At 72.1% G+C, this 22,249-nt stretch carries 20 protein-coding genes, 1 pseudogene and 1 riboswitch; of the genes and pseudogenes, 9 read left to right on the top strand and 12 right to left on the bottom strand.

Features of this window, described 5'->3' with window-relative positions:
• The first annotated feature begins 128 nt into the window (after positions 1-128).
• From OG272_RS11010 to OG272_RS10985, 6 genes are all read left to right on the top strand, one after another.
• Positions 129-983: an ABC transporter permease subunit gene (locus OG272_RS11010; protein ID WP_326583718.1), complete on the top strand. Its 855-nt coding sequence runs from the start codon at positions 129-131 to the stop codon at positions 981-983.
• Positions 984-1,048: 65 nt separating this feature from the next.
• On the top strand, positions 1,049-1,909 hold the full coding sequence (locus tag OG272_RS11005) for a carbohydrate ABC transporter permease (protein WP_326585880.1): 861 nt from the start codon (positions 1,049-1,051) through the stop codon (positions 1,907-1,909).
• Between the two features lie 67 nt (positions 1,910-1,976).
• Positions 1,977-3,626: a sugar ABC transporter substrate-binding protein gene (locus tag OG272_RS11000; protein ID WP_327730337.1), complete on the top strand. Its 1,650-nt coding sequence runs from the start codon at positions 1,977-1,979 to the stop codon at positions 3,624-3,626.
• Positions 3,627-3,670: 44 nt separating this feature from the next.
• Positions 3,671-4,927 carry a LacI family DNA-binding transcriptional regulator gene (locus tag OG272_RS10995; RefSeq protein ID WP_405893161.1) on the top strand — a complete coding sequence of 419 codons (1,257 nt, stop codon included), beginning with the start codon at positions 3,671-3,673 and terminating at the stop codon, positions 4,925-4,927.
• A gap of 102 nt (positions 4,928-5,029) precedes the next feature.
• Positions 5,030-6,931, top strand: a complete 1,902-nt coding sequence (locus OG272_RS10990) for a DUF2264 domain-containing protein (protein ID WP_405893160.1) — start codon at positions 5,030-5,032, stop codon at positions 6,929-6,931.
• Between the two features lie 104 nt (positions 6,932-7,035).
• A complete protein-coding gene (locus OG272_RS10985) occupies positions 7,036-7,686 on the top strand; it encodes a hypothetical protein (RefSeq protein WP_326583721.1) in 651 nt (216 codons plus the stop codon).
• 65 nt (positions 7,687-7,751) lie between these two features.
• Here OG272_RS10985 and cobC read toward each other — a convergent pair whose 3' ends face one another.
• From cobC to OG272_RS10970, 3 genes and pseudogenes are all read right to left on the bottom strand, one after another.
• The gene (gene cobC / locus OG272_RS10980; RefSeq protein ID WP_327730339.1) at positions 7,752-8,849 is read right to left on the bottom strand and encodes an Rv2231c family pyridoxal phosphate-dependent protein CobC; all 1,098 of its coding nucleotides are present in this window, start codon (positions 8,847-8,849) and stop codon (positions 7,752-7,754) included.
• Positions 8,839-9,780, bottom strand: coding sequence for a sirohydrochlorin chelatase (locus tag OG272_RS10975; protein WP_327730340.1), 942 nt, complete (start codon positions 9,778-9,780; stop codon positions 8,839-8,841). Before OG272_RS10975 ends, cobC begins: the two co-directional genes overlap by 11 nt.
• A 222-nt stretch (positions 9,781-10,002) precedes the next feature.
• Positions 10,003-10,458 (bottom strand): annotated as a pseudogene (locus tag OG272_RS10970) (cobalamin biosynthesis protein); the annotation flags it as partial.
• A 175-nt stretch (positions 10,459-10,633) separates the two neighbouring features.
• Here OG272_RS10970 and OG272_RS10965 point away from each other — a divergent pair.
• Positions 10,634-11,362 carry a ZIP family metal transporter gene (locus OG272_RS10965; protein WP_327730341.1) on the top strand — a complete coding sequence of 243 codons (729 nt, stop codon included), beginning with the start codon at positions 10,634-10,636 and terminating at the stop codon, positions 11,360-11,362.
• Positions 11,363-11,406: 44 nt separating this feature from the next.
• Here the strand turns inward: OG272_RS10965 and OG272_RS10960 are convergent, their stop codons facing one another.
• The 5 genes from OG272_RS10960 to OG272_RS10940 form a co-directional block, all read right to left on the bottom strand.
• The gene (locus OG272_RS10960) at positions 11,407-12,780 is read right to left on the bottom strand and encodes a cobyrinate a,c-diamide synthase (RefSeq protein ID WP_327730342.1); all 1,374 of its coding nucleotides are present in this window, start codon (positions 12,778-12,780) and stop codon (positions 11,407-11,409) included.
• Between the two features lie 4 nt (positions 12,781-12,784).
• Positions 12,785-13,396 (bottom strand): cob(I)yrinic acid a,c-diamide adenosyltransferase, encoded by a 612-nt coding sequence (cobO, locus tag OG272_RS10955; RefSeq protein WP_326583726.1) that lies wholly within the window; start codon positions 13,394-13,396, stop codon positions 12,785-12,787.
• Entirely contained in the window at positions 13,397-15,478 is a 2,082-nt protein-coding gene (locus tag OG272_RS10950; protein ID WP_327730343.1) for a putative cobaltochelatase, read from the bottom strand.
• 79 nt (positions 15,479-15,557) lie between these two features.
• The gene (locus tag OG272_RS10945; RefSeq protein WP_327730344.1) at positions 15,558-17,108 is read right to left on the bottom strand and encodes a cobyric acid synthase; all 1,551 of its coding nucleotides are present in this window, start codon (positions 17,106-17,108) and stop codon (positions 15,558-15,560) included.
• A complete protein-coding gene (locus OG272_RS10940) occupies positions 17,105-18,076 on the bottom strand; it encodes a cobalamin biosynthesis protein (RefSeq protein ID WP_327730345.1) in 972 nt (323 codons plus the stop codon). Before OG272_RS10940 ends, OG272_RS10945 begins: the two co-directional genes overlap by 4 nt.
• A 108-nt stretch (positions 18,077-18,184) precedes the next feature.
• Positions 18,185-18,327: riboswitch (cobalamin riboswitch) on the bottom strand.
• 268 nt (positions 18,328-18,595) lie between these two features.
• Between OG272_RS10940 and OG272_RS10935 the strand changes: the two genes are divergently transcribed.
• Complete coding sequence (locus OG272_RS10935) at positions 18,596-18,790, top strand: DUF397 domain-containing protein (RefSeq protein ID WP_327732291.1); 195 nt, start codon at positions 18,596-18,598, stop codon at positions 18,788-18,790.
• 97 nt (positions 18,791-18,887) lie between these two features.
• Entirely contained in the window at positions 18,888-19,133 is a 246-nt protein-coding gene (locus tag OG272_RS10930; RefSeq protein WP_326583731.1) for a hypothetical protein, read from the top strand.
• On the opposite strand, the gene OG272_RS10925 is transcribed toward OG272_RS10930, so the two are convergent.
• The 4 genes from OG272_RS10925 to OG272_RS10910 all read right to left on the bottom strand — a co-directional run bounded on the left by OG272_RS10925 (position 19,075) and on the right by OG272_RS10910 (position 22,208).
• Positions 19,075-19,572 (bottom strand): hypothetical protein, encoded by a 498-nt coding sequence (locus OG272_RS10925; RefSeq protein WP_326583732.1) that lies wholly within the window; start codon positions 19,570-19,572, stop codon positions 19,075-19,077. The two genes, OG272_RS10930 and OG272_RS10925, sit on opposite strands and share 59 nt — an antisense overlap.
• Before the next feature lie 41 nt (positions 19,573-19,613).
• Complete coding sequence (locus OG272_RS10920; protein WP_326583733.1) at positions 19,614-20,471, bottom strand: helix-turn-helix transcriptional regulator; 858 nt, start codon at positions 20,469-20,471, stop codon at positions 19,614-19,616.
• Between the two features lie 221 nt (positions 20,472-20,692).
• Positions 20,693-20,914 carry a hypothetical protein gene (locus OG272_RS10915; RefSeq protein WP_326583734.1) on the bottom strand — a complete coding sequence of 74 codons (222 nt, stop codon included), beginning with the start codon at positions 20,912-20,914 and terminating at the stop codon, positions 20,693-20,695.
• A 31-nt stretch (positions 20,915-20,945) separates the two neighbouring features.
• Positions 20,946-22,208, bottom strand: a complete 1,263-nt coding sequence (locus tag OG272_RS10910) for an anion permease (RefSeq protein WP_327730346.1) — start codon at positions 22,206-22,208, stop codon at positions 20,946-20,948.
• Positions 22,209-22,249: the final 41 nt, after the last annotated feature.

Here is a 22,249-nt window from a genome sequence, read left to right as displayed (position 1 = left end):
TACTACGGGAACGCGCAGGTGCAGAGGAGGTTGGGTCGGCGCGCGGTCGGACGGGCGATGCGCCACCGCGACGAAAAGGTTTTCAGAGCAAGGGCCGGATCCGGGGCTCCCGCTCACTCGTCCTGCTCATGCTCCCCGGCCTGGCCTACTTCCTGCTGTTCCACTACGGCGCCCTGGCCGGCAACCTCATCGCGTTCAAGGAGTACGTGCCGTTCGACGGCATCTGGGGCAGCCCCTGGGTCGGCACGGGCAACTTCCAACGGATGTTCGAGGACGGGGCGTTCTGGGCGGCCGTCCTCAACACCCTCTGGATCGCCGTCCTCCAGCTCGCCTTCTACTTCCCCGTGCCGCTCGCCCTCGCCCTGCTGCTGCACAGCCTCACCCGCAGCAGCGTCCGCCGCTTCGTGCAGTCGGTGGCGTATCTGCCGCACTTCATCTCCTGGGTGATCGTCGTCGCCCTCTTCCAGCAGCTGCTCGGCGACACCGGACTGCTCAACTCCTCGCTGGACGGCATGGGGTTGAGCACCGTCGACATCATCGGCAACCCCGACGCGTTCCGGTCGCTCACCGTCGCCCAGGTCATCTGGAAGGACGCCGGCTGGGGCACGATCATCTTCCTCGCCGCCCTCGCCCAGGTCGACGAGCAGCAGTACGAGGCCGCCGCGATCGACGGGGCGGGCCCCTGGCGGCGCTTCTGGCACGTCACCCTGCCCGCCATCCGCCCGGTGATCGTGCTGCTGCTCATCATGCGGCTCGGCGACATCCTCTCCGTCGGCTTCGAGCAGATGCTGCTCCAGCGCGACGCGGTCGGCCCGGAGGCCGCCGAGATCATCGACACCTTCGTCTACTACCAGGGCATCGTCGGCGGCGACTACGGATTCGCCGCCGCCGCGGGCCTGTTCAAGGGCGTCATCGGCGCGCTGCTCGTCTACGCCGCCAACAAGGTCGCCCACCGTCTCGGCGAACAGGGGGTCTACAAGTGAGCGCCCGCACCACCACCCGGACCGCTCGTCGCGGGACCCCCCGTACCGCCGTCCGGCCCGGCTGGATGGAGAAACCGAGGCCGCTGACCCAGGCCGCCAAGGCCGTCGCCCTCGCCGTCGTCGTCCTCCTGGTGTGCGTGCCGTTCCTGGTGATCGTGTCGACGTCCCTCGCCTCCACCGACGAGGTCGTCGCCAACGGCGGCTGGGTACTGTGGCCGACCGAGCCGAGCCTGGACGCGTACCGCGACATCCTCGACGGCGGCATCGTCACCCACGCCCTCGGCGTCAGCGCCGCGGTCACGCTCGCCGGCACCCTGCTCAGCCTCGCCTGCACGGTCACCCTCGCGTACGCGCTGTCCCGCCCCGGCGTCTTCGGCGGCCGGCCGGTGCTGCTGCTCATCCTGTTCACCTTCCTCTTCCCGCCCGGCATGATCCCGAGCTTCCTGCTGGTCAAGGAGCTGGGCCTGCTGGACAGTTACGCCTCGCTGGTCCTGCCGGTCCTCGTGAACGTCTTCAACCTCGTCGTTCTGCGCGGCTTCTTCCAGGGCATCCCCGAGGAGCTGTACGAGGCGGCGCGGCTCGACGGGGCGGGGGACTGGCGGGTGCTGTTCTCGGTCGTCCTGCCGCTGTCCAAGGCCGCACTCGCCGTCGTCGGACTGTTCTACGCGGTGGCGTACTGGAACTCCTGGTTCTACGCCTCGCTGTACCTGGAGAGCGACCACTGGCCCCTCCAACAGGTCCTGCGCACCTATGTGGTGGCCGGCTCCGGACTCACCGACGCGACGACCGGCGAGGGCACCGTCACCGCGCCGCAGACCGTGCAGATGGCGGTGCTGGTGATCGCCACCGTACCGATCCTGCTCGTCTACCCGTTCCTGCAGAAGTACTTCACGAAGGGCGTGCTCACCGGCGCCATCAAGAGCTGACCCGGGAGCAGCAGTTCCCGAGAGCCGACACTCCATCAAGAGCCGTGCACGGAAAGGTCATCCGCTCATGCCCAGCATGTCCCGCCGTACGTTGCTCCGCTCCATGGCCGTCGGGGGCGCCGCAGCCGCGGCCCCCGCCCTGCTGACCGCCTGCTCCACGAGCTCCGGTGACAGCGACGTCTCCAACGCGGGCAAGAAGCTCGCGCCCTGGCCGAAGTACACCCCCGCAAGCGGCCCGAAGCCGGACCTCGCGCCCAGCGAGGCCGGCGTCCAGGCCGGCTACACCTCCTACCCCGCCGACCTGGCCAGGTCGGTCTCCCGCACCCCGGGCGACGGCTCCACGGTCAGGGTCATGTCCGTGTCGTTCGGCACGCCGCCGAAGCCCGCCTCCGCCAACCGGTTCTGGGCGGCGGTCGAGAAGGCCCTCGGGGTGAAGATCGAGTACACGATCGTCCCCCAGGCCGACTACCAGAAGAAGATGGCCACGGTGATGGCCGGTGACGCCGACACCCTGCCGGACATCATCAACGTCTTCTCCGGCTTCGTCCTGCCCCGCGAGGCCGAGTTCGTCCGGCGCCGGGCCGAGGACCTCACCCCGTACCTCTCCGGCGACGCGATCGCCGACTACCCGAACCTCGCGAACATCCCCACCCACGCCTGGCGCGACATGGGCCGCATCGGCGGTCTCCTCTACGGCATCCCGCTGGAGCGCCCGCTGCCCGGCTCCACGCTCTGGCTCAACCAGGGCATGTTCACCGACGCGGGTATGAAGGAGGGCTGGACCGCCGACGACTTCGCCGCCGTCGCCAAGCGGGCCACCGGCGGCCGCACCTACGCCCTCGGCGCCGCCGCGGGCTCCAACTTCGGCAACGCCTTCCACGGCGCCGCCCACAACGCACCCCAGGAGTGGGCCGTCACCGAGGACGGCACCTTCCAGCCGGCCTGGGCCGACGAACGCTACAAGGCGGCGATCGCCTTCCAGAGCCGGCTGCGCGCGGACGGCTCGTACCACCCCGACGCCACGTCCGTCTCCCAGATCGACCTGACCACCCTGTACTACAACGGCACGGTCGGCTCCATGCAGGACGGCTTCGGCGCGTATCTCCCCAAGTACCGGGAGAGCAAGGGCAAGCTGACCCCGGCGGCGGCCCTCCCGTACAGCGTCGGCGGTGAGCCCGGGGGCATCATCGCCGCCCGCCGTTCCTTCGGCTACACCGTGCTGAAGAAGGCGAAGAAGGAACGGATCGAGCTGCTGCTGCGCATCCTCGACTACCTCGCCGCCCCCTTCGGCAGCGAGGAGTGGGAACTCGTCCACTACGGCGTCGAGGGCACCCACTTCACCCGCGCCGCGGACGGCTCCCCGCAGGCCACCAAGCTCGGCGAGGTCGAGAACAACACCAACCTGCCGCTGAAGTACCTCGCCGAAGGCCCCCAGGTGCTGTTCGTACCGGGCATGCCGGACGCGGTACGGGCCCTGCACAGCTGGCAGCGGAAGGTCGTGCCGCACGCCATCCGCAACGCCTCCTTCGGACTCCAGTCCGCCACGAAGAACTCCCAGGGGGCCACCCTGAAGGCCCTCGTCGACGACACGGTCACCGGCATCATCGCCGGACGGCTCCCGCTCTCCGCATGGGACGCGACCGTGAAGAAGTGGCGTGAGCGGGGCGGCGACAGAATGGCCGAGGAGTTCGCGAAGGACTACGCGGCCAATACGTGAGCAGCGGCCCGCCGGCGGCGGCAGCGGAACAGGAGACGCGGGGGATGGGGAACGACATGGCGCCCAAGGAGACGGAATCCACGGAGCCGATGCCCGAGGGGCTGGTGCGCAGGTCGTCGGTGCCCGAGATGTCGGTGTCCGAGACGTCGGGGTCCGGGGAATCGGCCGCCGGGAAACGGGTGTTCAGGGAATCGGCCGCCAAGGACCCGGTGTCCAAGGGGCGGGTCACGATCCGTGAGGTCGCCGAGCGGGCCGGGGTGTCGACGGCCACCACCTCCCGCGCGCTCAGCGGCAACCATCCGGTGCCCGCCGCCACCCGGGCCCGCGTCCTGCGCGCCGCCCGCGAACTCGACTACGTCGCCAACGCGCACGCCCGCGCCCTGGTCGGCGGCGGCCGCAAGATGGCCGCCGTCGTCGTCCGCCAGGTCACCAGCCCCTTCTACGCCCAGGTCGCCGAGGGCGTGGAGGCCGAGGCCGCCGACCGGGGCTGGCTCTGCGTGGTCGGCGCGACCGGGGGAGACCCGCAGCGGGAGATGGAGTTCGTACGGCTGATGCGGGAGGAGGGGGCGCGGCTGGTGATCCTGGTCGGCGGGGTCGTCGAGGACGACGCGTACCGCGAGCGTGTCGCTCAGTACGCGCAGGCCCTGGACGCGTCCGGCGCCCGGCTGGTGCTGTGCGGCCGGCCGGCCCCCGGGCCCGAGGTTCCCGCGCTCGTCGTCGAGTTCGACAACGAGGCCGGGGCCCGTGCCATCACCGGGCATCTGCTGTCCGCCGGGCACCGCCGGATCGTCTTCCTCGGCGGGCTGCCCGGGAACACCGCGCTCGACGCCCGCGTCGCCGGGTACCGGGCGGCGCTGGCCGAGCACGGGTTGCCTCCGGCGGCCGCGCGGGTCGTGGACTGCGGGCTCGGGCGCGCGGCCGGGCTGCGGGCGATGACCGAACTTCTCAAGGAGACACGGGAGTTCACGGCCGTGTTCGCGGGGGACGACATGGTCGCGGCGGGGGCGCTCCGCGCGATCGCCGAGACGGGGCTGAAGGTTCCCGATGACATCTCGGTGGTCGGCTACAACGACATTCCCCTGGCCGAGGACTTCGATCCGCCGCTCACCACGGTGCGCACGCCCGCGGAGGAGTTGGGGCGGGCGGCCGTGCGGATCGCTCTGCGGGATCCGGAGCACGCGGCGGGGAGCCACCACGTGCTGGGCACGCACATCGTCGTGCGCCGCAGTGTGGCTCCGCCAAAGGCTCCGTCGAGTGCTCCGCCAGGTGCTCCGCCAAGTGCTCCGCCGGTAAGGCCGTAGGGCGACTGCGGGTGATTCGTGGCTGGTCGCGCAGTTCCCCGCGCCCCTTCGGGGCGCGCTGCCCTGCTCCCCGTCTACAACTCACGGAGGATTCACTCCCGTATGACCGCGCCGCACGTGTCACCCGCTGACAGCTCCACGCTCCCGCCCGCCGATCTCCTTCTCTCCCCCCTCACCGGCTGGACCCGCGCCCACTGGGAGGCGGTCGCCGATCGGCTGCTCGACGGGCTCGTGCCGTATGCCTCGCCGGGGCTCGCGCAGTACCGGCTGCCCGGGCGGGCCAGTCACTCCGGCCCCCTGTCCGACGGTCTGGAGGGGTTCGCGCGCTCCTTCCTGCTCGCCGCGTTCCGGATCGCGGGCTCACAGGGGCGGGTGGGGCCCGCCCTGATCGAGCGGTACGCCGCCGGGCTCGCCGCCGGGACCGATCCGCGGGGCGGTGACGAGCGGTGGCCGGCGATCACGGACCGGGCGCAGCCCATGGTGGAGGCCGCCTCGATCGCGATCGCCCTGCACGAGAGCCGCCCGTGGCTGTGGGACCACCTCGACGACGGCGTGCGCGGCCGGGTGGTCGACTGGCTGGGCGGGTTCGTCGGGGCGGACGTCAACGACTCCAACTGGCGGCTCTTCCAGGTGATCACCGAGGAGTTCCTCGCCTCGGTCGACGCCCCGCACAGCCGCGCCGAGATCGACGCGGGGCTCGCCCGGCTGGAGGACTGGTACCGGGGCGGCGGCTGGTACACGGACGGCGACGGACAGAAGTTCGACTACTACAACGGCTGGGCCCTGCACCTGTATCCGGTGCTGTGGGAGCGGATCGCGGGCCCCCGCGCGGACGCGGGGCTGGTGGCCCGGCATCGCGGGCGGCTGCGCGAGTTCCTCGGCGCCCACCAGCACTTCTTCGGCGCCGACGGGGCACCGGTGCACCAGGGCCGCTCGCTCACCTACCGCTTCGCGACCACCGCCCCGCTGTGGGCGGGTGCCCTCGCCGACGCCACACCCCTGCCACCCGGCCGTACCCGCCGGCTCGCCTCCGGCGCCCTGAAGCACTTCGCGGAACGGGGCGTGCCCGACGAACGGGGCCTGCTCACGCTGGGCTGGTACCGGCCCTTCCTCCCCGTCACCCAGCGCTACTCGGGCCCCGCCTCCCCCTACTGGGCGAGCAAGGCCTTCCTCGGGCTGCTCCTGCCCGAGAGCCACCCCGTGTGGGCCGCGCCCGAGGAGCCCGCGCCCGTCGACGAGGCCGACACCACGCTCGCCCTGCCCGGCCCCGGCTGGCTGCTGCACTCCACCGCCGCCGACGGACTCGTACGGCTCGTCAACCACGGCAGCGACCGGTTACCGCCGCCACCCGCCACGGTCGACGACAGCCCGCACTACGCCCGGCTCGCCTACTCCAGCGCCACGGCACCGGAGACCCCCGGCCCCGACAACCACCTCGCCCTGCTCGCACCCGACGGCACGCCCTCCCCACGAGGCCGCATCCACCCCCTGGGCACCGAGGGCCGACGCGCCGCGTCCCGGTACGGCGACGGCATCGAGACGGTCAGCGTGGTGCACGGACCGTGGGAGATCAGGGTGCACCGCGTCGACGCCCCGACCGGCACGCCCGTACGGGAAGGGGGGTGGGCCGTGGCCGACGACACCGAGCCGCCGGTGGGCGCGTCCGGGCCGGGCTGGGCGCTGGCCCGCCGAGCGGACGGCCTGACCAGCGCGATCGTGGGCCTGCACGGCTGGGGTGACGCGCCCGGTGCCGTCGTACGGGCCGTCGGCGCGAACGCGTACGGGCACCACTCGGCGACACCCGTACTGCACGGGTCCGGCGGGAGCGGGCCGGTCCTGGTCACCCTCGTCCTGCTCAGCGGCGACCCGCACACCCCGCACACCGGGGCGAGCGCGACGGTCGACGCCGCCGGAGACGTGGACATCCGCTTCCCGGACGGCACCCGGGAGCGCGTACGGCGCGGCGAAACGCCGTATATGTCCTCAGCGTTGACGCTCCCTTAGAGGCAGTGACCGAAGGGACAATGTTCGGAAACCTGTGAAATCCCTAGCTTGGTGGCGCACCGCACGTCCGTCCCAGACGTCCGTCCACCAGCAGGGAGACCTCAGTGCTCACCCGTTCACCCCTCATCCGCAGACTCTCGAACCTGGCGGTCGCGGGGGCCGCCATGCTCGCGGTCCTCGCCCCGGCCGGTGCCGCGTCCGCCAGCGGCAACGCCGCCGTCGCCAAGAAGACCCAGGCGACGGTCGCGGAGAAGAACACCGAGGCCGCGGCCGCCGTGAAGCTGCGCAAGCTCTACGACTTCCGCCTCCGAGTGAAGCCCAACAACGCCAAGTACCTCGGCCGCCCCTGGAAGGCCAGTGAGCCGATCCAGGAACTGAAGAAGTGCTTCAACTGCACGTTCCCCGTCAAGAACGCGCCGAAGAAGTACCCCAAGGAGAACCAGCTGATCAAGCTGAAGGCCTGTGCGGCCGGTCCCTTCGGCTGTCGGAACGCGCCCGTCCGCTTCCACGGGGGCGTGAAGAACGGCTGGTACTTCACCGCGGAGAAGGGCCACTTCGACGGCAAGGGCTCCAAGGTCTACTTCCAGTTCTACAACGAGAAGAAGACCGGCTACCTGGCACTGCACGTCTGGGCCTACGTCGCGAAGCCGTCCGTTCCGGACAGCGTCAACAAGTCGTTCGCGCGCGGCAAGTGGCAGGACTTCGCGCACAACATGGGCGTGAAGATGCACTGCAAGCACAGCTCACTCTGCTGACGCCCTGACGCCCTGACGCCCTGACGCCCTGACGCCCTGACACGCGGACCGCTGAGCCCCTCCGCTCAGCGGTCCGCCAGCGTCATCGCCCGGTCCAGCGCCTGGAGGAAACCGTTGACCGTGATCCGGTCGCGGACCGCCAGGCGCAGCCACTCCTCGTCCAGCCCCGGGAAGGTGTCGCCGCGGCGGACGGCGTAGCCGAGGGTGCGCAGATGCCGTCGTACGGCTGTCGCACGGGGCAGCCGGATCAGCACGAACGGGCCCTCGGCCGGCTCGGCCACGAGCAGGCCGTCGGGGCCGAACTCCTTGAGCCCGGCGACCAGATGGGCCCGGTCGGCGGCGACGCGCTCGGCCGCTTCGGCCGCCTCCGCCAGCGCCCGGTCCGACACACACGCCTCGGCCGCCGCGAGGGCGGGCGTCGACACCGGCCACAGGGGCTGGGCGCGCTCCAGCTCGGCGATCGTCCCGGGGGCGGCGAGGACGTAGCCGATCCGCAGTCCGGCCAGCCCCCAGGTCTTGGTGAGGCTGCGCAGGACGACGAGACCGGGTACGTCCGTCCGGCCGGCCAGCGCCTCGCGCTCGCCCGGCACCGCGTCCATGAACGCCTCGTCGACCACCAACGTCCGCCCCGGCCGGGCCAGTCGGGCGATGGACTCCGCCGGATGCAGCACCGACGTCGGGTTGGTCGGGTTGCCGATCACGACCAGGTCGGCGTCCTCCGGCACGGCCGCCGGGTCCAGCCGGAAGCCGTCCTCCTCCCGCAGCAGTACCCGGTCCACGGTGTGCCCGGCGTCCCGCAGCGCGGCCTCCGGTTCCGTGAACTGCGGATGCACGACCACGGGTTGACGGACCTTCAGCGCGCGGGCGAGCAGCACGAAGGCCTCCGCGGCTCCTGCCGTGAGGAGTACCCGTTCCGCCGGCAGCCCGTGCCGGGCCGCCACCGCGTCCCGGGCGGCCCGCCCGTCGGGGTAGGCGGCCAGCCCGGCCAGCGACCCGGCTATCCGCTCCCGCAGCCAGGCGGGCGGCGTGTCGGCCCGGACGTTCACGGCGAGGTCGATGAGCCTCGCCCCGTCGTCCCGCACCTCGGCGTCGCCGTGATGCCGCAGATCGTGACCCGCGTGCCGCAGGTCGTGCTTGCTCCCGGAGCCGGATTCAGTGTGCATGGGAGTGTGTGTGTCCCCAGTGGTGATGATCGTGACCGTGGTGCCCGTCGTCGTCCGGACGGACGTGCGGCTGTCGCGGCAGCCCCGTGGTGTTCCCGACGCCGGGCGGGGTGCCGCCGGGGCCGGAGGAGTCGCGCGCCTCGTGGGTCATGTGCGGGTCGCCCTCCAGCGCCTTCCGGTACCGCTCCACGACCAGATCGAGCAGTTCCGGATCCGGTCCGATGACATCGGCCGACCGTACCCCGATCTCCGGACGCGCGGCAGCCCAGCCCTCGGTCTGCTGCCGCACCCGGTCCGCCGCCAGGCCGGTGAGCGGGAAGTACGGCAGCACGACGATCCGCCGCGCGCCCAGCCTCACGCACCGGTCGAGACCGCTCGGCACGTCCGGTGCCGCCGACGACACGAACGCCGTCTCCACACCGGCGTACCCGCGCCCCTCCCACAACAGCCGGGCGGCCCTGGACACCTCGGCGTTGGCCTCCGGGTCGGTCGACCCGTGTCCGACGAGCAGCACGGTCACATCGGCCCGGTCGCCCGGCATCCGCGGCAAGGGCGACCCCAGCGCCTCCTCCAGCCGCCGCTCCAGGAGGTTCAGCAGCACAGGGTGCGGGCCCGGCGGACGGCCCCAGCTGTACGAGATCTCCGGGTGCCGCTCCTGCGCGTGGGCCAGTGCCGCCGCGACGTCCGCCTCGGCGCGACCGGCGGGCTCCCACGTCAGCGGGACCGCGACGAACCGCCGTACCCCGCGCTCCACCAGCTCGGTCACGGCCTCGCCCAGGGGCGGCCGGAAGGGTTCGACGAAACCGCCCCCGACGGGCAGCCCGGGGTGGCGGCGCCCCAGCTCGCGCAGTAAGTCGCGGAACGCCTCGGCCCCGGCGTCGTCCCGGGTGCCATGACCGGCGAGGAGCAGGGCGGGCGGCGGGGTGGTCACGGTGTCTCCTCGGAAGCGGAAGGCGGGTGCGAAGCGGAAGGCGGGTGCGGGTGCGAAACGGACGGTGGGTGCGAAACGGACGGTGGGTGCGGAGCGGAAGGTGGGTGCGGAGCGGAAAGTGGTTGGTGCGCGGGGGTGTTCAGGGCGGGTCGGCGGCGGTCACCGTCATCGTGTCTCTCAGGGCCACGGTCACTGGTCACGGTGATCATCATGCCGACCGTCGCCGGGTCCGGTGAAACCAGGGGCCGCCGGCCGGCCCGACTCGTCCGGCGGCGCGGCGTCCCGCACGACCCCGGCCGTCGCGACGGCACACGTCACCCTCGCAGGCCGCCCCTCCGTCCGCCGCGACTTCCGCTTGGGGACGAGGAGTTCACCACCGCGTACGAGCGCGGCGGCCTCCGCGACGGACGGGGTGCCCACGGCCGCGAGGGGCGCGCCGGACGGGTTCGGCACCTCCACCCCGGCCAACTCCTGTGCGGAGTAGGTCACCAGGGGAACGCCGAGGCGTTCGGCGGCCTCGACGATGCCGGGTTCGGCGCCCTTGGCGTCGACGGTGGCGAGCACGGCGAGCGACTCGGGCGGGAGACCGGCCTCCCGCAGGGCGTCCTCGATCAGACAGAGGACCTCCGCCACCGGCGCGCCCCTGGAGGCGCCCACACCCACGACCAGGGAGCCGGGCACATGGTCAGCCACGGCCGCGCCTCACAAGGGGCGCGGGGCGGTGGCACATGCGGCTCCGCCGCGTGCGCGCGACCGGCCACACCGAACCCGCGGCCAGAACCCGGTCACCCCACTCCGCGTTCACCCGGGGCGCCGCAGCCACCACACCCCGCTCTTCCGGTAGCAAGGACACATGGCGGTCTTCGTGGCACTCGGCGCGTTCCTGATGACGCTGCTCGGCGGCTGGACGGCACAACGGGTGACGGACCGCCGTCACCTGGTGCTGGGCCTGGCCGGCGGCCTGATGCTGGGCGTGGTCGGCCTCGACCTGCTCCCCGAGGCACTGGAGGCCGCCGGCGACGAGGTCTTCGGCGTACCGGCCGCCCTGCTGCTGTTCGTCGCCGGTTTCCTCCTGGCCCACCTGGTGGAACGCCTGCTGGCCGCCCGCCAGGCGGCACACGGGGCGGAGGAGCACAACGGCCGTACGCCCCAGGTGGGCCTGACGGCCGCGGCGGCCATGGTCGGACACAGCGCCATGGACGGCGTCGCGATCGGCGCGGCCTTCCAGATCGGCGAGGGCATGGGCATCGCGGTCGCGCTCGCGGTGATCGCCCACGACTTCGCGGACGGCTTCAACACGTACACGCTCACGCGCGTGTACGGCAACGCCCGTCGCCGCGCGCTCGCGATGCTGTTCGCGGGCGCGGCGGCCCCGGTGGTCGGCGCGGCCTCCACGCTCCTCGTCACGATCCCCGAGCAGCCCCTCGGCTGCTATCTCGGCTTCTTCGGCGGCGGGCTGCTCTACCTCGCCGCCGCCGAGATCCTCCCCGAGGCCCACCACGAACACCCGGCCCGTTCCACCCTGCTGTGCACGATCGCCGGGGCGGCCTTCATCTGGCTGGTGGTGGGCGTGGCGGAGTGAGCGGAAGGGCGCGAAGCCGGGCGGGGCTTCGAGCGGGCCGCCACTCATGACGTCCGGCATCTCTCCACGAACCGTCGGGCGACGTCTGGCTCGGCCGCCCAGTGCGTGTGCAGATAGCTCGCGTGCACCCCTCGCTGCACGAACCCCTCCACCCGCGGCCCCGGGGTCCGTATCCCCCAGGCGGGAGCCGGCCCGGCCCCCGGCTCGACGACCGTCCGATGGAATTCGTGCGCCCGCATCCGGGTGCCGGCCGGCGCGAGCACGTTGTCGCCGACGGCCACGGCGTCCCGGTAGCCGAGGGTCAGCCGCTCGTCCATCCGCGCCGTCGCGTCCAGCACCCCGCACATGGGCCTCCCGTCCAGCTCCCGGCACAGGTAGAGCAGGCCGGCGCACTCGGCGGCCACCGGAGCGCCGCCGAACGCCAGCTCGGCGACCGCCTTCCGCAGCGGCTCGTTGGCGGACAGCTCGGCGGCGTACATCTCGGGAAACCCGCCGCCGATCACCAACCCGCGTGTTCCGTCGGGCAGTTGCTCGTCGCGCAGCGGATCGAAGACGACGACCTCGGCACCGGCGGCGGTCAGCAGCTCGGCGTGCTCGGCGTAGGAGAAGGTGAACGCGGGCCCGCCGGCCACGGCGACCACCTCGCGCTTGCCCGTGCCGGTGGCGACGGGCGGCTCCCACGCCGCACCCGACAACGTCCCGGCGGTCCGGGCGAGCGCGACCAACGCCTCCAGATCACACCCCGCCCGCACCTGCGCGGCCATCGCCGCCACGGCCTCCACCGCCGCGTTCTGCCGCTCGGCCACCGGCACCAGCCCCAGATGCCGGGACGGCGTGTCCACCTGAGGCGCCCGCCGCAGCACCCCCAGCACGGGCACACCGGTGGACTCCAGGGCGTCCCGCAGCAGCTCCTCGTGCCGGTCCGAGGCGACCTTGTTGAGGATCACGCCCCCGATCCGCACCTCGGGATCCCAGGAGGCGAACCCGTGCACCAGCGCCGCCACCGACCGAGACTGCGACGACGCGTCCACGACCAGCACCACCGGCGCCCGCAGCAGCTTCGCCACATGCGCGGTGGACGCCAACTCCCCCTGCCCCGAGGCCCCGTCGAACATCCCCATCACACCTTCGACGACGGCGATGTCACACCCGCGCGCCCCGTGCGCGAAGAGCGGCGCGACCAACTCCGGTCCGCACAGGTACGCGTCGAGGTTGCGCCCCACCCGGCCGCTCGCGAGCGCGTGATACCCGGGGTCGATGTAGTCCGGCCCCACCTTGTGCGGGGACACGGCGAGCCCGCGCTCGGTGAACGCGGCCATCAACCCCGTGGCCACGGTGGTCTTGCCGCTGCGCGAGGAGGGCGCGGCGATCACCAGCCGGGGGACGGAGGGCAGAGGAGCGGAAGGGGAGGAGGTCACGGCGTCACCACTCGATGCCCCGCTGGCCCTTCTGGCCAGCGTCCATGGGGTGCTTGACCTTGGACATGTCGGTCACCAGATCCGCGAAGTCGACCAGCTTCTCCGGCGCGTTCCGCCCGGTGATGACGACATGCTGGGTCCCCGGCCTGTTGCGCAACACGTCGATCACCTCGTCGGTGTCGATCCACCCCCAGTGCAGGGGGTACGCGAACTCGTCCAGCACATACAGCTTGTACGTCTCGGCCGCGAGGTCCCGCTTGACCTGCTCCCAGCCCTCCCGGGCCTTGTCCTCGTTGGCCGAGTTGTCACCCTGCACGACGTCGCGCTGCACCCACGACCAGCCCTCGCCCATCTTGTGCCAGTCGACGGACCCGCCCTCACCGGACGCCCCGAGCACGCGCAGCGCGTTCTCCTCGCCGACCTTCCACTTCGCCGACTTGACGAACTGGAACACCCCGATCGGCCACCCCTGGTTCCAGGCGCGCAGCGCGAGCCCGAACGCGGCGGTGGACTTGCCCTTGCCGATGCCCGTGTGCACGAAGACCAGCGGACGATTCCTGCGCTGACGAGTCGTCAGTCCGTCGTCCGGTACGACACTCGGCTGTCCCTGCGGCATCTACGCGGCCCTCCTCGAAGTCCTCTGCGGTCCCTGAGTTCCCTGCGGTCCCTGCACATCCCGTACCAGCCCGGCGATGGAGTCCGCCCGCAGCTCGTCCAACGTCACCGCCGTACCGCCCAGTTCACCCGCGAGCTGCCCGGCGAGCCCGAGCCGGACATGGCCCGACTCGCAGTCGACGACCACGGACGCGGTGCCGTCGGCCGCGAACAGCCGCGCCGCCCGCCCGGCGAGGGCCACGGGCTCCGGCCCACCGGTCGCCCGCCCGTCGGTCACCACCACGACCAGCGGCCGGCGCGCGGGGTCCCGCAGCCGCTCCACCCGCAGCACGTCGTGCGCCTTGAGCAGACCGGCCGCGAGCGGCGTCCGGCCACCCGTCGGCAGCGACTCCAGCCGGGTCGCCGCCGCGTCCACGGACGAGGTCGGCGGCAGCGCCACCTCGGCGGCCGACCCCCGGAAGGTCACCAGCCCCACCTTGTCCCGCCGCTGATACGCGTCGAGGAGCAGCGAGAGCACGGCGCCCTTCACGGCACTCATCCGCTGCCGCGCCGCCATCGACCCGGAGGCGTCCACCACGAACAGCACGAGGTTCCCCTCACGCCCCTCCCGGGTCGCCTGCCGCAGATCGTCCCGGCGGACGACCAGCCCCGGCCCGGACCGCCCCCGCGTCCGCTGATGCGGCGCGGCGGCCTGCACCGTCGCCGCCAGATGCAGTTTGGTCAGCGTGCCGCGCGGCCGGCGCGCCCCGGTCGTGCGCCCGTGCTCGGTCCGCGCCCGCGACCGCCGCCCGGCGGCGCCCTCCCCGAGCCCCGGCACGCTCAGCACCTTCGTACGAAAGGGTTCGGCGGCCCGTACGGCGGACTGCTCACCCGCGGCCGGAGCCTGCGCCGGCACGCTCTCCCCGCTCTCGGGCTGCGCCCCGGTGTCACCGCCCTGCGGCCCGTCGGGCTCCGAGGACGGTGGCTGCCCACCGCCACCGGGCCCGTCCGGACCGGGATCCGGATCCTCGTCCCCCGACGCATCCGACGACTCCGGCGCATCCGATGAATCCGCCGCATCCGGCGAATCCTCCGGCTCCGCGAACTCCTCCAGCGTCTCGTCGAGCTTGTCCTCGTCGAGCCCCGGCGCGTCGAACGGGTTCCGCCGCCGCCGGTGCGGCAGCGCGAGCAGCGCCGCCTGCCGCACGTCCTCCGCGAGCACCTCGGTCCGTCCGGCCCACGCGGCCAGCGCGGTCGCCGTCCGGGCCATCACGATGTCGGCCCGCATCCCGTCCACCTCGAAGGCCGCGCAGGTCGCCGCGATCTGCCGCAGCACCCCGTCGCCCAGCACCACGGACGGCAGCAACTCCCGGGCCGCCACGACACGTTGCCGTACGTCGGACTCCTCGTCCGCCCAACGGGCCACGAAACCCGCCGGGTCGTCGTCGTAGGCGAGCCGCCGCCGCACGACCTCCACCCGCTGGTCCGGCTCCCGCGAGGCCGCGACCTCGACGGTCAGCCCGAACCGGTCGAGCAACTGCGGTCGCAGCTCGCCCTCTTCGGGGTTCATCGTCCCGACGAGCAGGAACCGCGCGGCATGCCGTACGGAGACACCCTCGCGCTCCACGTACGAGGCGCCCATCGCGGCCGCGTCGAGCAGCAGGTCCACCAGGTGGTCGTGGAGCAGGTTCACCTCGTCGACGTAGAGGATTCCCCGGTGCGCGTCCGCGAGCAGGCCGGGCTCGAACGCCTTCACGCCCTCGGACAGCGCCCGCTCGATGTCGAGCGCGCCGACGAGCCGGTCCTCGGAGGCGCCGACGGGCAGTTCGACCATGCGCGACGGCCGTGTCTCGAACGCCGGCTCGTGCGGCCCGTCCGGACACGCGGGGTCCGGTTTCGCGGGATCGCAGGAGAACCGGCACCCGGCGACGACCTCCACCTCCGGCAGCAGCGCCGCGAGCGCCCGCACGGCGGTGCTCTTCGCGGTCCCCTTCTCACCGCGCACCAGCACACCGCCGACCGCCGGCGACACCGCGTTCAGCAGCAGCGCCAGCCGCAGGTCGTCCTGGCCGACGACGGCCGTGAACGGAAATGGAACAGTCACTTCTCGTCGCCCTCCACGTCACCCTCCGGCCCGGGCAGATGACCCGTGGCCGCTCGCTCGTCCCGTCCGTACGCCGCGCTCATCCGGGTGCTCCCGGTGTTCCCGGTGCTCCGGGCGGCACGAAGGGAAGTCCCGCCGGCGCGCCCGACTCGATGAGCCGCCAGAGCGCGTCCGTGTCCGCGTGCTCCTCGATCAGATCGCCGAGCCGGTCCAGCTGCTCCTCGCGCAGCGCGGCGAACGACGTGTCGGCGGCCGGCACGAACCGGCGCCCCGAGGCGGCCGCCACCTCACGCAGAAAGGCCCGCCGGAAGCCGTCCGACTCCAGCGACCCGTGCCAGTGCGTGCCCCAGGTCTGCCCGACCCGGCAGCCGTCCAGGCCGTGTCCGTCGTCGTCGGAGATGAACGCCTCTCCGCCCAGGACTTCGGCGACCCCGTGATGGATCTCGTACCCCTGGACCGGCTCCCCGAGGGCTTCCCCGACGGGCCGCGTGAGCGTCTTCTCCCGGGCGAACCGTACGCGCACGGGAAGCACCCCGAGCCCGTCCACGTGCCCCCGCCGACTCTCGACGTCGTCCTCGATGTGCTGTCCGAGCAGCTGGAACCCACCGCAGATGCCGAGCACCGGCCGCCCCTGGGCGGCCCTGCGCACCAGGGCGTCGGCGAGACCGCGCTCCCGCAGCCACTCCAACGCCCGGACCGTGCCCCGGGTCCCCGGAACGACGACGAGGTCGGCGTCGGCCAACTCCTCGGCCCGGTCCACGAACCGCACCACGACACCGGGTTCGGCGGCGAGCGCGTCCACATCGGTGAAGTTGGACATCAGCGGAACCGCGCACACGGCGACCCGCAGCACGTCCTCCCCGACGGGCGGCGCCACGTTCGACTCCCGGACCGTCCCGCGCAGCGAGATCCGGAGCCCGTCCTCCTCGTCGATCCCGAGCCCGTGCCGGAACGGCAGCACACCGTACGTCCGCCGCCCGGTGAGCCCGTGCAGCATGTCGAGCCCCGGCTCCAGCAGGGAGGCGTCCCCCCGGAACTTGTTGACGAGGAACCCGGCGACGAGGGCCTGATCCTCGGGCGAGAGCAGCGCGACGGTCCCGAAGAAGGACGCGAAGACCCCGCCACGGTCGATGTCACCGACGACGAGCACGGGAAGCCCGGCGTTCCGGGCGATCCCCATGTTGACGATGTCGGTCCGCCGCAGATTGATCTCGGCGGGGGAGCCGGCCCCCTCACAGATCACCGCGTCATACGTGCCCCGCAACTCGGCGAGACACTCCAACACGGTCCCGAGCAGCCGCTGTTGCCGCCCCCCGTGATACCCGCGCGCACTCATCTCCCCCACGGGCTTCCCCAGCAGCACGACCTGACTGCTCCGCTCACCCCCGGGCTTCAGCAGCACGGGGTTCATGAGCGCGCTGGGCTCGACACGACAGGCCTGCGCCTGCATGGCCTGAGCCCGCCCGATCTCGGCGCCCTCCTTCGTCACGAAGGAATTGAGCGACATGTTCTGCGCCTTGAACGGCGCGACCTTCACACCCTGCCGCACGAGCCACCGGCAGATCCCGGCGGTGACCACACTCTTCCCGGCATCGGAAGTGGTCCCGGCGACGAGCAGTCCGCCACTCATCCCTGACTCCTCACCTTCGGTGCCGCGAGCCGTGACATCCGGCCCCGCAGCGCCGCCGCACCCGCACTGACCCCCCAGGCGAGCCAACTCACCCGCCGGGACAACCGAACAGCCCGCTCGATGTCCGCCACGCGCACAGCCCGCCCCTCCCCATTCAGCACAGGCCGGTGCTCGACCCGCCCCCCGTACGACAACGTGCCCCCCAACCGCACTCCGAGCGCCCCCGCGAACGACGCCTCCACCGGCCCCGCGTTGGGACTCGGATGCTTCCCCGCGTCCGCCCGCCAGGCGCGAACGGCCCCCCGGGCATCCCCGCCGGCGCCCGCGGCCAGTACCGCGGTCAGCCGAGCCCCCGGCCATCCCGCCACGTCGTCCAGCCGCGCGGAGGCCCACCCGTACCGCCGGTACCGCTCCGACCGATGCCCGACCATGGCGTCCAACGTGTTGACGGCCCGAAACCCCACCAGCCCGGGCACCCCGCCGACAGCGCCCCACACGAGCGCCCCCACGACCGCGTCCGACGTGTTCTCGGCGACGGACTCCACGACAGCCCGCGCGATCCCGTCCGCGTCGAGTGCCTGGGGATCCCGCCCGCACAGATGGGGCAACCGCGTCCGCGCGCCCTCGACGTCCCCCGCTTCGAGGGACCGCCCGATCGCCCGCGCCTCCCGCCCCAGCGAAGTCCCCCCGACGACGGCCCAGGTGGCGGCGGCGGTCAACCCGACGGAGGCGACCCGCGACGGTCGTACGGCGGCCGCCGCGACGGCCCCCAGTGCCACGGCGCCACCCGCGCACACCGCGGTGTGCAGCGCGCCCCACCCCCGGTGGTCCCGCCACAGCACCCGCTCCACCGCGCCGGCGGCTCGCCCGAACGCGGCGACCGGATGCCCCCGGCGCGGATCGCCGAGCAGCAGATCACCGAGGAGCCCGGCGGCGGCGCCGTACGCGAACACGCGATCGGCACACACCGGTTCAGCCGATCACGGGGTCGGGCAATGAGCGGGCGCTGAGACCCGACGGGCAGCCGCACAGGGCGCACATGGCGATATGTCCTCACTCAGGGTGTCCACGCCCTGGTTCGACGAGACCGACGGCGAGAGTTCCTGGCTCCCGGGGGGTTCTTCCCCGGTGACAGTGGCGGGACCGCGCCGGACTCGCACCGGCTTCCTCTCCTGCCGTCGTACATGGCCCCGGCAGTCCACCACGCCCCTGGAAGACCCGTCAACTTGCTGTTGACCTGCGGCGCAGCGGTGTGCTCAGCCCCACACCGCCGAAATATCGCCAGACGCCCGAATCGGCTCTTTCCGCGCTCTTCCACGGCGAGTAAGACGGGAACACTTGAGGGAACGGCAGTACGAAGACTGAGCGCCTGGTACGGCCGGCCCTCCGTCACGTCCGCGCGGCGGCTGGGCAAGGCGCTCGGGTCGTCGAGACGGACGCCGTGTCGGTGTGCTGACCTTTGAGTGGAGGCCGGAGTGTTCGAGAGGATGTCTGAGACGCGGACTTGGATCAAGAGCAGCCATTCAGGCGATCCCAGCCTCTGTGTGGAAGCGTCGTTCGAGGAGAGCCGGATTCTGGTGCGTGACTCAAACTCGAAGAAGAACGCTGTGCTCTCCTTCCGTCACGCCGCGTGGTGTGGTTTTCTGGCGGGGCTTGTGGACCCGGGAGCGGACGGTTCTTGAAGAACCGTTCGGGGGACGGGAGGTACACGCGATGGAAGATCGGACCAAGGGATCCGCCTCGGCGCATGCGAGGACATCCAGGGACAGGCGGACGCGGTTGTCCGCCGCGGCCCCCCTGGCGCTCTTCAGCATGGTGGCCGGCGTCCTGTCCGTCGGAGTCGGCGCGCTCGCCGCTCTGCTGGTGCCGGGGGCGGAGGCGCGAGGCCTCGTCTGGCTGACGGTGACCGCCCTCATCGCCGCGGGAGCGGGTCTGTGGTGGGGGCTGACTCCGGTCACGGAGCGGCTCAGGGTGCTGGACCGGGCCCTGGCCGGGGTTCGGCCGCGGGATCCGGAGCGGCACTGAGTCCGGTGGGCCGCGAGGCGTCGGCGCGGGCGCGCAGTGCCTTGCCGAGCCCTGCGGCGAGCGAGGTCAGCAGGGCGGCGCCGAGTGCTCCGGTGATCGCCGTGGTGAGTGGTGCCGCGGCTCCCAGCTGAGTGGTGGGCAGGACCCGGCCCGCCACGGCGATGCTCAGTAACAGCACGCTCGCGCAGAACGTGCCCAGCAGCATACGGACCGACATGAGCCGTATCTCGCCGTCGACCCGGGCGCTCTCCACCCGGATGAGCGCCTCCGCCCACTCCTGTCGCTGCATGGCGTACGACTTGAGTGTGCAGTCGTCCAGTGCGGTCGTCCCCTCGGGATCGGGGGAGTCCGGTGGGGGAGAACCGCCCGGATCTCCGTTGCCGGGCGCGGCGCGGCGCGCGGTGAGCCGCCTCCACCATTCTCGTCCGAAGACCGCCATCGGCCCTCCCCCGTGTCCGCCCGGGCGTCCCGTCCCGGGGCTCAGTCGTTGTCCAGGCTCTCCTTGACCGTGTCGAGGAACTCGATCATCCGGTCACCGTCGTACGCCTTGTCACTGATGTCCGCGAAGCACTCCTGGTAGCGCACCGTGAGGTCGAGGTCGTCACGGTTCGACAACCCGCCGCTGGGGCCCTCCAGGTACAGCAGGTCGTCGTCGTCCTTGAAACCGAGCAGGATGAACGGGCTGAGGGTGCTGAAGTGGGCTCCCACCGTGAACGGCAGGAGCCGGATGCCCATCTGCGGACGCCGGGACAGGGTCGTGATGTGCTCCAGTTGCCGGCGCATCACCCTGGGGCCGCCGATCACGCGCCGTACGGCGGCTTCGTCCAGGACGATCTCGACGCGCGGCCCGGTCTCGGAGTCGAGGTACCGCTCCTGTCGCGCCGTGCGAAGCTCCACCGACCGCCGTACGTCCGTGCCCTCGGTCGTCGGCGAGAGAAGGGCGGTGGCGTAGTCCTCGGTCTGGACGAGGCCGGGCAGCACGATGGGGTTGTAGATGCGGATGGAGGTCGCGGCCCCCTCGTATCCCAGGTACTGAGCGAACGGCTGGGACACCAGGTTGCCCCACGGCGCCCACCACGACGGCCCCTTCGAGCCCCGCGCGGCCTCTTCCAGCTCACTGACCAGCTCGGGGTCCGTGACCTCGTACTGCTGCATCAACGCCCGTACATCGGTGACGCTGACGCCGACCGTGCCGGCCTCGATGCGCATGATCTTCGAGAGTGACCAGTCCAGGGCGTCCGCCGTCTGTTGCTTGGTCAGCCCGGACGTGTACCGGGCTTTACGCAACTCGACGCGGAGTCTGCGTCGATTCAGGCTCGGATCGAGATCCCTGGGCATGGCGCTCCCCTGTCTACATGTCAGGTGGCCATCGTCGAACGGCGACAATCTGATAGCTTACGCCGATCGGGTACCGTCGTATAGCCATCGCCTAAATGACATGTGTCATTTCGACGAGGTCACAGTTGCCGTGAACAATAGACAAACCCCCTGTACCGGTCAAATCGGTACAGGGGGTTTGTCGTGGCGCGTCGTGCGAGGTGGGAGGGGTGAACGGGGCCTCAGGCCATGATCAGGTAGATCCCGTAGCCCACCGCCGCCGTGCAGGCCGCGAAGCAGGCGTACGCCGCTGTCGTGGCGAGGGCCGGCGAGGTGCCGGCGGCGGTCGCGGTCTCCCGCTTGGAGAGGCCGACGATCCCCAGGGTGAAGAGGCCGACGAGGGCCACGGTGACCACGAGGCTGACTCCGAAGACGGAGCCGAGGGCTGCCCAGTCGATGTGCATGGTGGTGATCTTCCTCAGGGAGTCGCGGGGCTCAGACGGCGGGCGTCGGCGTGGAGGAGCTGGCCGAGGCCGTGGTCTCGGCGGCGGCCGGGGCCGAGAGGGCCGGAATGGTCGCCGTGAGGTCCTCGTTCACGGTGCCGGTCGGCGGCGGCGTCACGGCGGCCATCGCCGTGGTCACCACGCCGGGCGACTCCTCGGTGTCGTTCACGTTGGTGTGGTCGATCACCTCGCGGCGCGAGACGATCCAGATCGCGACGCTGGAGGCGACGAGGAAGACCGCGACGGCCGTCGTGCCCCAGGTGCCGAAGGACGTCACCCACTCCGCGAGCGCCGCGACCAGTGCGGCGGCCGGCAGGGTCAGACCCCAGGCGACGAACATCCGCGTCGCGGTGGACCAGCGGACCACACCGCCCTTGCGGCCGAGGCCCGCGCCCATCACCGCACCGGAGACCGAGTGCGTGGTGGAGAGCGAGAAGCCGAGGTGCGAGGAGGCCAGGATGACCGTGGCCGCGCTGGTCTGGGCGGCGAAGCCCTGCTGCGGCTGGAGGTCGGTCAGGCCCTTGCCCATCGTGCGGATGATCCGCCAGCCGCCCAGGTAGGTGCCGAGCGCGATGGCCGTACCGGCGGAGACGATGACCCACACCGGCGGGTCGGAGTCGGGCGCGAGGGCGCCGCCGGCCACCAGGGCGAGGGTGATGATGCCCATCGTCTTCTGGGCGTCGTTCGTGCCGTGGGCCAGCGAGACCAGGCCCGCGGAGGCGATCTGACCGGCGCGGTAGCCCTTGCCGGAGGCCTTCTCGCTCGTGTGCTGCCCCAGTCTGTACGTCAGCCGGGTGGCCAGCATCGCCGCCATGCCGGCGACCAGCGGGGCCGCGACGGCGGGGATCAGCACCTTGGTGACGAGCGCGTCGCCGTGCACCGCGCCGACGCCGACCGAGGCGATGGTGGCGCCGATCAGGCCGCCCATCAGGGCGTGCGAGGAGCTGGAGGGGAGCCCGACGAGCCAGGTCAGCAGGTTCCAGAGGATGGCGCCGACGAGCGCCGCGAATATGACCTCTGGCTGTATGCCGGACTCGTCGACGAGTCCCTTGGAGATGGTGTTGGCGACCTCGATGGACAGGAACGCGCCGACAAGGTTGAGCACGGCGGACATGGCCACCGCGACCTTGGGCTTCATTGCGCCGGTCGAGATGGTGGTGGCCATCGCGTTGGCGGTGTCGTGGAAACCGTTCGTAAAATCGAACGCGAGCGCGGTGATGACCACGATCGCGAGGATCAGCGAGAAGTTTTCCATTTACCTGAGCTTCTTTCGGACGTCAGTGGCATGAGGACCGT

The organism is Streptomyces sp. NBC_00104 (genome assembly GCF_045160825.1).
GTDB lineage: Bacteria > Actinomycetota > Actinomycetes > Streptomycetales > Streptomycetaceae > Streptomyces.
This window is presented reverse-complemented; position numbering and strand designations above follow the sequence as displayed.